The organism is Gandjariella thermophila (assembly GCF_005405885.1).
Classification (GTDB): domain Bacteria; phylum Actinomycetota; class Actinomycetes; order Mycobacteriales; family Pseudonocardiaceae; genus Gandjariella; species Gandjariella thermophila.
Map to the genome: position 1 here is coordinate 78,487 of NZ_BJFL01000015.1, position 11,348 is coordinate 89,834.

General features: G+C 71.6%; 13 protein-coding genes. 8 read left to right on the top strand and 5 right to left on the bottom strand.

Annotated elements, in window-relative coordinates; all coding sequences use genetic code 11:
- Positions 1-159 precede the first annotated feature (159 nt).
- The 3 genes from FFT21_RS15810 (at position 160) to FFT21_RS15820 (ending at position 4,025) form a co-directional block, all read left to right on the top strand.
- Complete coding sequence (locus tag FFT21_RS15810; RefSeq protein WP_137814633.1) at positions 160-1,329, top strand: GvpL/GvpF family gas vesicle protein; 1,170 nt, start codon at positions 160-162, stop codon at positions 1,327-1,329.
- Complete coding sequence (locus FFT21_RS15815; RefSeq protein ID WP_225978450.1) at positions 1,326-1,556, top strand: gas vesicle protein; 231 nt, start codon at positions 1,326-1,328, stop codon at positions 1,554-1,556. Before FFT21_RS15810 ends, FFT21_RS15815 begins: the two co-directional genes overlap by 4 nt.
- A 138-nt stretch (positions 1,557-1,694) precedes the next feature.
- Positions 1,695-4,025, top strand: a complete 2,331-nt coding sequence (locus FFT21_RS15820) for a penicillin-binding protein (protein WP_192909566.1) — start codon at positions 1,695-1,697, stop codon at positions 4,023-4,025.
- 40 nt (positions 4,026-4,065) lie between these two features.
- On the opposite strand, the gene FFT21_RS15825 is transcribed toward FFT21_RS15820, so the two are convergent.
- A complete protein-coding gene (locus tag FFT21_RS15825; protein ID WP_137814635.1) occupies positions 4,066-4,524 on the bottom strand; it encodes a MarR family winged helix-turn-helix transcriptional regulator in 459 nt (152 codons plus the stop codon).
- Positions 4,525-4,608: 84 nt separating this feature from the next.
- Between FFT21_RS15825 and FFT21_RS15830 the strand changes: the two genes are divergently transcribed.
- Positions 4,609-5,166, top strand: coding sequence for a YceI family protein (locus FFT21_RS15830; RefSeq protein WP_137814636.1), 558 nt, complete (start codon positions 4,609-4,611; stop codon positions 5,164-5,166).
- Positions 5,167-5,244: 78 nt separating this feature from the next.
- On the opposite strand, the gene FFT21_RS15835 is transcribed toward FFT21_RS15830, so the two are convergent.
- On the bottom strand, positions 5,245-6,894 hold the full coding sequence (locus FFT21_RS15835; protein WP_225978451.1) for a beta-N-acetylhexosaminidase: 1,650 nt from the start codon (positions 6,892-6,894) through the stop codon (positions 5,245-5,247).
- 197 nt (positions 6,895-7,091) lie between these two features.
- On the opposite strand from FFT21_RS15835, the gene FFT21_RS15840 reads away from it, so the two are divergent.
- The 4 genes from FFT21_RS15840 to FFT21_RS15855 all read left to right on the top strand — a co-directional run bounded on the left by FFT21_RS15840 (position 7,092) and on the right by FFT21_RS15855 (position 8,534).
- Positions 7,092-7,496, top strand: coding sequence for a hypothetical protein (locus tag FFT21_RS15840; protein ID WP_137814637.1), 405 nt, complete (start codon positions 7,092-7,094; stop codon positions 7,494-7,496).
- A gap of 157 nt (positions 7,497-7,653) precedes the next feature.
- Positions 7,654-7,839, top strand: coding sequence for a hypothetical protein (locus tag FFT21_RS15845; RefSeq protein ID WP_137814638.1), 186 nt, complete (start codon positions 7,654-7,656; stop codon positions 7,837-7,839).
- Positions 7,836-8,339: a DUF5753 domain-containing protein gene (locus FFT21_RS15850; RefSeq protein ID WP_137814639.1), complete on the top strand. Its 504-nt coding sequence runs from the start codon at positions 7,836-7,838 to the stop codon at positions 8,337-8,339. Before FFT21_RS15845 ends, FFT21_RS15850 begins: the two co-directional genes overlap by 4 nt.
- 3 nt (positions 8,340-8,342) lie before the next feature.
- Positions 8,343-8,534, top strand: coding sequence for a DUF397 domain-containing protein (locus FFT21_RS15855; protein WP_137814640.1), 192 nt, complete (start codon positions 8,343-8,345; stop codon positions 8,532-8,534).
- A 71-nt stretch (positions 8,535-8,605) separates the two neighbouring features.
- Here the strand turns inward: FFT21_RS15855 and FFT21_RS15860 are convergent, their stop codons facing one another.
- The 3 genes from FFT21_RS15860 to FFT21_RS15870 form a co-directional block, all read right to left on the bottom strand.
- On the bottom strand, positions 8,606-9,379 hold the full coding sequence (locus FFT21_RS15860) for an ESX secretion-associated protein EspG (RefSeq protein WP_137814641.1): 774 nt from the start codon (positions 9,377-9,379) through the stop codon (positions 8,606-8,608).
- A 45-nt stretch (positions 9,380-9,424) separates the two neighbouring features.
- Positions 9,425-10,882, bottom strand: coding sequence for a hypothetical protein (locus FFT21_RS15865; protein WP_137814642.1), 1,458 nt, complete (start codon positions 10,880-10,882; stop codon positions 9,425-9,427).
- Positions 10,883-11,348: DUF3558 domain-containing protein (locus FFT21_RS15870; RefSeq protein WP_192909567.1), on the bottom strand; the 466-nt coding region annotated here is incomplete at its 5' end.

The following is an 11,348-nucleotide window of genomic DNA, read 5'->3' on the forward strand; positions in this document are numbered from 1 at the left end:
AACGCGTCGTGCGAAAGGCGATCACCGAAGGTCGCCGAGACAGTCGCGTCCTGCGGCCGCCGGGCACCGTGTCCGAACTGAACGCGGCTCCCGCGCGTACATCTGGCCGCGACCACTCCGTCGGCAGGGCCGGTCGCGCGGACTCGCGGAGGGACAGCGGTGACTGACAAGCAGGAAGAATCCATTCCCGACATCAACAGTCTGGTGGAAAGCCTCGCCCGGCAACACGCGCCGGACGTGCTGGCCGCGGCGCTGCGCGAGGCGCGCAACCGGGCGCACACGGAGCTGACCCGGCGGCTCACCCACGCCATCCTGGACCGGGCCCGCAACACCGAGGCCGGCGTGGCCGCGGACGGGGACCGGGACAGCCCGCGGGACGACCTGCCCACCCGGTTACCGCCGGCCCTGAGGGTGCCCCCGCCCGCCCGTGAGACGCCGTCCTGGCCCACCGAGCAGGCGGTGTTCGACGCCGCCTCGGCGGGCGGGAGTGCCTCGGCGGTGTTCGACGCCGCACAGTTCGGCGCCGGCACGGTGCCCGACCACGGCCTGTACGCGTACCTGGTCACCTGGGAGGGCACGCTGGACCCGGCGGCGCTGCGGACCGCGGCCGGGGATGTGGACCTGCGGATGGTCAACCACGCCGGCCTCGGCGTGGTCGTCGCCGACGTGGACCCGACCCGCTACGCCGCGCTGGGCGCCGCCGCCGACGGCCGGGCGCTCTCCGAGGACAGCGAGCTGGTCGTGCTGGCCCGGCAGCACGACGAGGTGGTCCGGATGGTCTTCGCCCAGCGGCCGGTGCTCCCGCTGCGGTTCGCCACCGTGCTCCCCGACGAGGACGCCGCGGCGCGGCTCCTGGGCGCCTACGCGGACCAGGCCCGGGGCTGGCTGGAGCGGGTGCAGGGGCACCGCGAGTGGGGCGTGCGGGCCCGGCCCGCCGGCGGCAACGCCGACGCCGACAAGGACACCGCCGAGGTCAACCTGGACGAGCTGACCGCGGGCCAGTACCTGCGCCGGGACCGGGCGGCCGCCGCGCAGACGCGGCAGCGGCGCGGGGTCAGCTCCACCCGGTCGCTGCACGAGACGCTCAGCCGGTACGCCGCGGACAGCGTGATCCGCGGCCACAACCACGACCACGACCTGCTGCTGGACGCCGCCTACCTGCTTCCCGTCGACCGGGAGAAGGCGTTCCAGGCCGCGATCGAGCAACTGCTCGTCGACCTCGATCGGGAAGGGGTGAGCGTGGAGGTCACCGGACCGTGGCCGCCGTACTCGTTCACCCAGTTCGAGTGGGATCTCGACGAGCAGCGGATGGAGGTGGCCCACCGGTGACCGAGTCGCTCCGGCCGCAGCGGCCCGCGGCGACCAGTCCTGTCCGAACCGGCATCGTGGACCTGCTGGACCGGGTGGTCTACCGGGGAGCCGCGGTCAGCGGTGACGCGGTGATCTCGCTGGCCGGCGTCGATCTGGTCCGCCTCGACCTGCGCGGACTGCTCACTGCCGCGGCCGGTGGCCGGCGGGCAGCGCCGGCGGCCGCCGCGCACGACACGGTCCACTGACGCGCGCGGTGGTCCGGCGCCCGGTGGCGGGGCGGTGCGCGCCGGCACACCGCGATGACGACACGCGATGACAACACCACGGTATGGATTGTCTCAGGCCGTGGACACGGTGCCCGGAGACCGTGTACCAGAGGAAACATGCGGGGTGAGGCGGGCCTGAGTCGGCCGGTGGGGTTGCTGGTGGTGTGGTGCGCGCTCGCCGGGGTGCTCGTCGCGGGCGTGACCTTCCCGGTCGCCGGCGGGTTGGGCGAACTGTCCAACCAGATCAGCTCCTCGGTGAGCGGGGTGTCCGGTCAACTCGCCGCCGTGCCGCCGCCGCTGGTCACCACGCTGACCGACGCCGAGGGCCGGCCCGTCGCCGCGCTCTACGACCAGTACCGGTTGCCGGCGTCGTGGCAGGACATCGCGGTCACCATGAAGGCGGCCATCGTGTCCATCGAGGACCGCGGGTTCTTCTCCGAGTCCGCGTTGGACCCGCGCGGCATCGTGCGGGCTGCGCTGAACAACGCCAGGGGCGGGTCCCAGCAGGGCGGGTCCACGATCACCCAGCAGTACGTGAAGAACTACCTGATCAACGTGGTCGACCGGAACGACCGGCGGGCCCAACAGGAGGACCAGGACGCGACGCTGGCCCGCAAGCTGCGGGAGGCCAAGCTGGCGGCGACCGTCGGCCAGCGGCAGAGCAAGGAGCAGATCCTCACCGGCTACCTCAACGTGGTGTCCTTCGGCAACCAGATGTTCGGCGTGCGCGCCGCCGCCCAGTACTACTTCAACACCACGCCGGACCGCCTCACCATCGCCCAGGCGGCGTTGCTGGCCGGGATGGTGGACAACCCCAACTTCTTCAACCCCTACCAGTTCCCCGACCACGCACTGGCACGCCGGAACATGGTGATCGACGCGATGGTGGACACCGGCACCATCACCGCGCGGCAGGCGGATGAGGCGAAGGCGCAGCCGCTGGGTGTGGTCGAGCCGCGCCCCGCGCTGCCGCCGAACAACTGCTACGCGATCGCGCCGGAGGCCGGTTTCTTCTGCGACTACGTGGTGAACTACCTGGAACGGGCCGGCATGACCCGGGACCAGATCTACACCGGCGGCTACACTATCCGCACCACGATGGACCCGCGGATCAGCGCGATCGCCAAGCAGGCCGCCAACCGCCGGGTGCCGACCACGCAGCCCGGTGTGGCCAACCCGTTCGTCATCGTCAAACCCGGGCCGGACGGCCACCGGGTGCTGGCGCTGGTGTCCAACCGGGACTTCGGTACCGACGCGGCCGCCGGGCAGACCAGCTACAACCAGCCGGCGGACGTCAGCGTGCCGTTCGGCGCCGGATCGGTGTTCAAGATCTTCACCGCGGCGGCCGGAATGGAGCAGGGCAGGGTGGGCCTGCAGACCCCGATGAGCAACCCGTACGAGCAGTGTTTCTTCCCGCCGAACCGCAACCAGTACACCCGGTGCTCGCCGATCCACAACTACTCGCCGAACTACCCCAACCCGATCACCCTGCGGGAGGCGCTGGCCACCTCGCCGAACGTGGCGTTCACCAACCTGGAGGTGCAGGCCGGGATGGGCAGCGTGCTGGGCATGGCGTCCCGGCTGGGGCTGCGGCAGACCATGCAGGCCAACATGTACGGCCGGCCGCCCGGCCCGGCCCCGCAGGGAGCGAGCAACCCCACCGCGTACAGCGAGCCGCAGAGCGTCTACAACCTGAACAACGTCGCCTTCACCCTCGGCTTCAACCCGTTCAGCCCGCTGGAACTGGCCAACGTCGCGGCGACCCTGTCCGACCACGGCCGGTGGTGCCCACCGACGCCGATCGACTCGGTCGTCGACCGGGACGGGCATCCGGTGACGGTGCCGCAGTTGCCGTGCGAGCAGGTGGTCGCCCCGGCCCTGGCCGACTCGCTGGTCGCCGGGCTCGGCGACGACATCCGGCCGCCGGGCACCTCGGCGGCGGCCGCCCGCAACGCCGGCTGGACCCGGCCGACCGCGGCGAAGACCGGCACCACGCAGGAGAACGAGTCGGTGGCCTTCCTCGGCATCACCGACGGCTACGCCGCGGTGTCCGCGGTCTACGCCGACGGCGACGACCCGGGCACCATCTGCGCCACCAACCCGCCGGTGATCAGGGAGAGCTGCGCCGGAGCGTTCGGCGGCACCATCGCCGCGCCGACCTTCTTCGACGCGTTCAACCAGATCCTGGCCGGCCAGCCCGATCAGCCGCTACCCGGTCCGGATCCCGGCTACCTGCGCGCGCAGGACCACGGCCCGATCGTGCCGGTGGTCGTCGGTCAGCCGGTGGAGCGGGCGCAGCAGGCGCTGGCGCAGGCCGGCTACCCGGCGCGGATCGAGCCCATCCCGGCGGACGCCCCGGGCGGCACGGTGATCGGCCAGACCCCGCAGGGTGCCGTCCCCCGGGGCACCCCGATCACGCTCTACGTCCCGGACCCCACCGGCCGCTGAGGCCGGTCCACCGAGCCGGAACACGCGAGCCGGCGAGCGGCTACTCGACTTCCAGGCCGGGCAGCACCCGCTCGGCGATCTCGCGCAGCGTGTCCAACTGCTCGCCGGTGATCCGGTCCAGGAACAGCTCGCGGACGGCGGCCACGTGCCGGGGCGCGGCCCGCTCGATGGCCCGCCGGCCCGCCGCGGTGAGCACCACGAACGAACCCCGGGCGTCCTCGGGGCAGCCCTCCCGGTCGACCAGGCCGCGCCGCTGCATGCGGGTGAGATGGTGGGAGAGCCGGCTCTTCTCCCACTGCAGGAACCGGGCCAACTCGACAATCCGGACCCGGGCGTCGGGCTGGTCGGTGAGGCAGACCAGCACCTCGAAATCGGCCAGCGACAGGCCCGAGTCGTCCTGCATCCGGCGGTGCAGGCGCGCGGTGAGTCGCGCGTTCATCGCCAGGTACGCGCGCCAGGCGCACTGCTCGCGGTCGTCCAGCCATCGGGCCCCGGTCATGCACGCGAGTATACGCGGAAAGTTGACACGTCACCTTTACCGAGTAGGGTGGTAGATGAAATCTCAACCACTTGGAGGTACCCGATGACCGCACCAACCACCCTGGCGGAGTTGACCGGGGACTACACCCTCGACCCGGCGCACAGCCGCATCGGCTTCGTCGCGCGGCACGCGATGGTGACCAAGGTGCGCGGCGCGTTCAACGAGTTCAGCGGCACCGTGCACATCGATGGCGCGGACGTGTCCCGGTCCTCGGCCACGGTGACCATCAAGGTGGACAGTATCGACACCCGCAACGCCGACCGGGACGCCCACCTCCGGACCAACGACTTCCTGCAGGTCGCCGACTACCCGGAGATCACCTTCACCTCGACCGACATCAAGCAGACCGGCGAGGACAGCTACGAGGTGACCGGCGACCTGACCATCAAGGGGGTGACCAGGTCGGTCACCATTCCGCTGACCCTCGAGGGCGCGGCGCGCGACCCGTTCGGCAACAACCGGGTCGGCTTCGAGGGCTCCACCACGATCAACCGCTCGGACTTCGGCGTCACCTGGAACGCGCCGCTGGAGACCGGCGGCGTGCTGGTCGGCGACAAGGTCACGCTGGAGTTCGAGATCTCCGCGATCAGGCAGGCCTGAGCCGGCGCGCCATGCCCGCCGGGCCGGTGGCCGCCACCACGGACGACCACCGGCCCGGACCCGGCAGCCCACACGAGGTCAGTCGGTACCGCCCCGGGTGCCCGGCGCCCACGGCACCTGCGGGGAGGCGTGGAAGTTGATGCCCATCACCGTCCACATCGGACCCTGCGCGCCGAGTCGCTCGGCGAAGGAGTTCCAGTCGTGCGTGGCCCGCGGTGACCAGCCCAGCTCGGCGATCGCGGGCAGCCGGGGGAACGCCAGGTACTCGATGTTCGCCATGGTGACCAGGGTTTCCGACCACAGCGGCGCCTCCACGCCGAGGACCGAGGGCCCGGTCACGCCGCCAAGGTAGCTACCCGGGTCCCAGTCGTAGGCGTCCCGCTCCTCGATGTAGCCGGCCCAGTTCAGGCCCAGCCTGGTGCTCGGGTCGTACTTCTGGTCCAGGTACGCCCGGTTCGCCGGCGCCATGACCACCCTGTTGCCGCGGGCGGCCGCGGCGGCGGTGGGCTGGTCGGAGCCGGTGGTGCCCCAGAACTCCAGCACGGTCGAGGTGGGCGGGTTCACCTTGGCGATGTCGTGCCAGGCCATCGCCGCCTTGCCGGTGTCCGCCACGATCGGCAGTTCCCTGCCCTCGAAGGTGGCATAGTCGGCCGCGCGGGTGGAGTGCGCCTCGTCCCCGCCGATGTGCAGGTACGGGCCGGGGGAGAGCCGGGCGAGCTGGTCGAGCACGTCGCGGAGGAAGGTGTAGGTGACCGGCTTGCTTACGCACAGCGAGCTGAACCCGACGTCGATGCCGGTGTAGCGGGGCGGCGCGACGCCGTCGCAGTTCAGCTCCGCGTACGAGGCCAGTGCCGCGTTGGTGTGTCCCGGCCCGTCGATCTCCGGCACGATGGTGACGAAGTGCGCCCGCGCGTAGGCGACGAGCTGCCGGAACTGGCCCTGGGTGTAGTACCCGCCCGGACCGCCGCCGACCTCGGTGCCGCCGCCGTAGCTGGCCAGCCGGGGCCAGCCGTCGATCGCGATGCGCCAGCCCTGGTCGTCGGACAGGTGCAGGAGATAGTTGATCTTGTACAGGGAGATCTCGTCGATGTAGTGCTCCACGTCGGCGACGCCGAAGAAGTGCCGGGCCACGTCCAGCATGGCGCCCCGGTAGGCGTACCGCGGGTGGTCCACCACGTGCCCGGCGGGCACCAGCCACGGTCCGGGCTGCCGGCGGTCGCTCTCCGCGGCTGGCGGGAGCAGTTGGCGCAGCGTCTGCACGCCGTGGAACAGACCGGCCGGCGCGGCGGCGCGGATCACCACGCCGCCGGGCGCCGCGTCGAGTTGGTAGCCCTCGTCGCCGAGCCCGGCGAGGCCGGCCAAGCGGAGTTCGATACCCGGCCCGATCGCCGCGACCGAGCCGGCCGGCTTCTCCCACACCGGCAGCGGGTAGCCGGTGGAGCGGCGCAGCAGGCCGGCCAGTTGCTCGCCCACCGCGCGGGCCTCAGCCGACCCGGCGGGCACCCAGACGGCGGTCGCCGGAGTGATCCGGTAGGGCGCCGTGGCGGACGGCCGCACCAGCACGGGTTGCGGCACGAGGAGGTTCAGGCGCGCGGCCGCCGCGGCCCGGTCGGTCTGCCCGGGGGCGCCCGCCGCGGCATCCGCCGTCACCCCGGTGGTCACCATGGTGACCAGTCCCACTGCGGCCACCAGCACGGCCAGCCGCGCCGACCGCGATCGTCCGCTCATGTCCAGCCTCCCGGCGTGGCGGTTGCGCTCGACTGGCCTGTCTACCCGCCCACCGACCGGATAGGTATAGACCACTTGGTGCAACCTGGTGGTCGCCGGGCTACCGGCTACCCCGGTGCGGCTCCGTGACTGGCCGCACCAGGTGTGCTTGACTGGCGATCACGCGCGGCCGGCCGACCGAGGGGGGCATGTCCCGGATGGCGACCTGGGAAGATCTGGTGACCTACATCCGGAGAAGCTACGAGGTCATCCGCGTCGAGCCGGACGAGATCCGGATCAACATCAGGTGGGGCACCGAGGAGGACGAGGAGGAGCGCACCCAGATGGTCGTGGTCGCCCGGGAGGTCCTGGACGGCCAGGAATGGGTGCAGCTCGCCGCGCCGTTCGCCCGGGTGGACGAGGTGGCCCTGCATGCCGTGCTGAGCGAGATCGGCAACACCACGGTGGTCGGCGGCGCCGTGGTGATGGGCGACTACCTGGTGTTCCGACACTCGCTGCCGCTGGTCAACCTGGACATCAACGAGTTCGTCGACCCCCTCGAACTCGTCACCGGCTCCGCCGACCTGCTGGAACGCCATTTCATCGGCCGCGACGACTACTGACCCCACCGCGCTCGACGAGGGGTCACTCCTCATGGTCGGCTGGATGGTGAACGGCACCGGGGGCTGTTGCGCCCGGCCGGCGAGGGAGCGCTTGGGTCGGGGCGCGGTGAGTAGTGCGCGGGTGTCGGTGAGGTGGTCGAGCAGTTCGGTGGTCCGGGTGCGGCTGAAGGCCAGTAGCACCCGGTACCGGCTGGAGGCCGAGGGTGACCGTGAAGGCGTTCAGGCAGGCCAGTCTGAGGACGACGCCGTTTCGGCCGGGGTGAGGTCGACGGCGGTGCTGCAACTGGTGGCGAAGTCGGTGTCCAGGCACAACACGTGCCGGGGAAAGGCGCTGTTGCCGTGATTCCGGGACTGCTGCAGACCGAGGCGTATGCGCGGGCGGTGCACGTCCTGGCTCGCCACATGACCGAGCCCGCCGGGGTGGACCGGAAGGTCTCCGTGCGCATGCGGCGGCAGCAGCGACTGACCGCCGAGCAGGATTCGCTGGAGTTCCACGCGGTGATCTCGGAGGCGGCGCTACGCCGCATCGCGGACACCGACCTTGCCGAGGAGCAGTTGCGGCACCTCCTGGCCATGGCGGAGCGGCCCAACGTTTCCGTCCGCGTGCTGCCGTTTCGGACCGGCCTGCACGAGAGCATGTCCGGAAGCTTCGTGCTCCTCGACTTCGCCCCCGAGGTCTCCCTGCCGGTGGCCTTCCAGGAGTACGCGGTGGGCGGCCATCTGGTCGACGATCAGGACGTCGTGGCCGAGCTGTCCACGCTGTTCGATCATCTGGGCAGGCAATCACTCGACGACGAGGAGGCTGCTCGGCTCATCGCGAACATGTTGAAGAGAACGAGGTAGACAGTGGATCTGTCCCGTGCAAGGTGGCGGAAGTCCAGTCGCAGCGGTGGCGGCAACCAGTGTGTGGAACTCGCACTCCTGCCCGCTGGCGCCGCCGTGCGTGACTCGAAGAACCCGACCGGCCCGGCGCTCGTGGTCGGCCGAACAGCGTACGAGACATTCCTCGACGCGGTGAGGGCCGGCCGCCTCGGCTGAGAAACCCGAACGACGGGCGGCCCGGCGCGCCGGGCCGCCCGTCGTTGTCAGCCTCTCCCCGATCCCCTCCGTCAGCGCAGACCGCGCCGTATCTCGTCGAGTCGGGCGGTGAGTGACTGAGGGCTTGCCGGAGCCGCGGTGACCCAGATCTGGCCAGACGAGTTGGTGTGTTGCACGAACCACCGGCCGTCCGGCAGGTCGCGCACGTTCAGCGGGTAGGGGTTACGGTGCCGGCGACCGGAAGCGTCCCTGACCGCGACGTAGAACTGCGCGGCCGCGGTGCGCGGCGCGGCGTCGAGCCGCCGAATCGCGCCCGCTGCCGGACTGCCCGTCTGTGGCGGGGACAGTCCGGCGAACACTTCGTCGGGACCATGGGCCGTTCCGGTGCCGAGGTCACTGGCCGGGGCAGTGATCGACTGCGCGTGCGCCGGCGGCGTGCGCGGCAACAGGTCGACCAGCGCCCGGGCATTCGCGTCCGGCCGCAACGGCGTCAGCGTGAGTGCGTCCCCGTTGAGCACGGCAAGCACGGCGTCGTTGCCGCGCGCGGCGGCCACCGCCGAGAAGTTCGCCGGCGGCCGTTCGGTGGCTATCCAGCCGTAGAACTCGATGCTGGGACGGGCCAGCAGTTGGAACGTGGTCAGGAGGTCCCCGTGGAGCCCGCCGCGTCGATCGAACAGGCGGCTCCGCTCCAGTTCGGCCACGGCCCGCTCGATGCGTCCCGCCAGCGGGGTGTCATCCTCGTGCAGCGGCGCGAGCAGCGCCGGATGCTGCGGGCCGAGTTCCTCGGCGGCCCACGCCACGGCGTAACTGCGTGCGGAGATGGCCACCTGATGGCGCACCACCATGTTGTGTTGTGTCCCCCAGTACCTTTGTGGTCTGTCTGTTGTGGACTATTCTCCGATGACCGGCGGCGCGGTCAGTGGGAGGCCACCCACGATCTCGTTCCCGTTGTCCTCACTGACCAGATACGCGGCGGCGCGGTGCTCCCCGTCCTCCTCGCCGCGACCACCCCGGCCACCGGCCCCCATCGCTCCGGCGCCGGCAGTGCCCGCCGCGCCCGGCCGGCCCGCTGCTCCGGCGACGCCGCCGCGGCGCAGCATGCCCTCCTCCTCGGCCGCTGCCCCGGCCGCGTTGCCCGGACCGCGCGTGCCAGTACCGGCACCGCTGCCGAAGCGCCCGCCGTCCGCGCCAGCGCCGAACCGTCCACCGCGCGCGCCCCAGCCGTCCTCACTGGCCCCACCGCCCCGAGCGAACACCGAGCCAGAGCCCTCACCCGGCCCGTAACTCGCCCCGCCGGCCGGACCGAACATGTGCCAGGAGCCCCCGTCCGGCCGGTAACCGGCGCCACCGCCCGCCGGGGCGCCGGTGGGGTCGAAGGTGCCCGCAGCCGCGCCGGTCGTGGTGGGTGGCACGTATCCGGCCGCACTGGTGCTGTCGCCCGGCCCGGTGTATCCGCCGGTCCCCGGCGGTGGAGTCCAGCCGCCACCGGAGCCGACGTGGCCTCCACCCGAGGCGCCGCCCGGTCCGCCGGTGCTGCCGCCCGAGCCGGGACGCCACGCGGTACGCGGCGGCGGCTGTACCCCGCCGCCGGGCGGTGGCGGCGCGCTGCCCGTGTCCGACCTCCCCGGGTCCACCGGGCCGGGTTGCTGCGGGATCGCCGCGGCGTTCTGCTGCGTCGGCGGCTGGTACGTGCTGAACGCCTGCTGGTTCTGGTGCGCGTTCTGCTGGTACGTGGTGACCTGCCGGTCGGTGTCGATCGCGTTCATGACGGCGGGTCCGGCCGTCATCGGGTTCACCGCCATCGGCACCATCAACGGATTCGCCTGCGGCGGGTCCTTCGGTACCAGCACCACGCTGTTCTTGGTGCGCTCCCACAACGGAATCTGCGAACCGTACGAGTTCTGCCTGGTGGCCACGTGCTGATGGAACGCCGCCGCCGTCGTCACGATCGGCGTCATGTTCTGCTGCGCCGCCTCGGCCGCTGAACCGCTCCAACCGTCACGTAACGCGGCCTGCGCGTTCCGCGCGTGTGTCTCGCACTCCTGGTAGGTGCCCGCCATCGCGCGCAGGTCTGTCTCGCCGTGCGCGTAGTCGCCGGTGCCGTGCGCCTGGGGACCGTGGAACCACTGGTAGATGTCGGCGGGATTGTCCCCGGCCGGCGCATGGCCGTCGAAGAACAGCCGGTCCGCGGCTCGGTCGATCTTCCCCTCGATCGCGTGGCCGCCCGCCTTGTCGCCGGTGATGGCGGAATACCCGTGGCCGACCGCCCATCCCAGCGCGTGTCCCCCGGCGTCCGCCGCGCGGTCGATCGCGCCGACGGCCCCGTGGTACCACTCGCCGAACCCCATCTACGATTCCCCCTTCAACGTCTTCATGATCGCGTCGGCGACCTTCTGTGTTCGCGGACAGGTGTCGGTGTAGTCCGGCGGCGCGTCGACGCCGCTCTTGAGCTGGACGAAGACGTTGACCGCCAACTGGTTGGTGACGCCCACGTCGATCGTGCAGGCTCCGCTGTGTCCCGTTTCACTCCCACTGACGGCGATCACCGCGGGGTAGCCTTCGATGTCCGGCAGCGGCTGGAAGCGCCCGTAGGTTTCCTTCTGGCTGTAGATGTCGCCGAGGCCGTGTCCGGCGGTGAGGAAGCCCACGCCCAACGACATTTTCGACGGGCCGTTGGTGTCGGTCCAGCCGCAGGCGGGGCCGGTGGGGTCCTGGTTGTCCACTTCGCCGCGTGCGGCCACGTTGAGCGCTCGCAACTGGGCGGGGGTGAGCACGCCGCACGGGTCCTTCTGGAACCGGGTGGTGTCCAGGGGG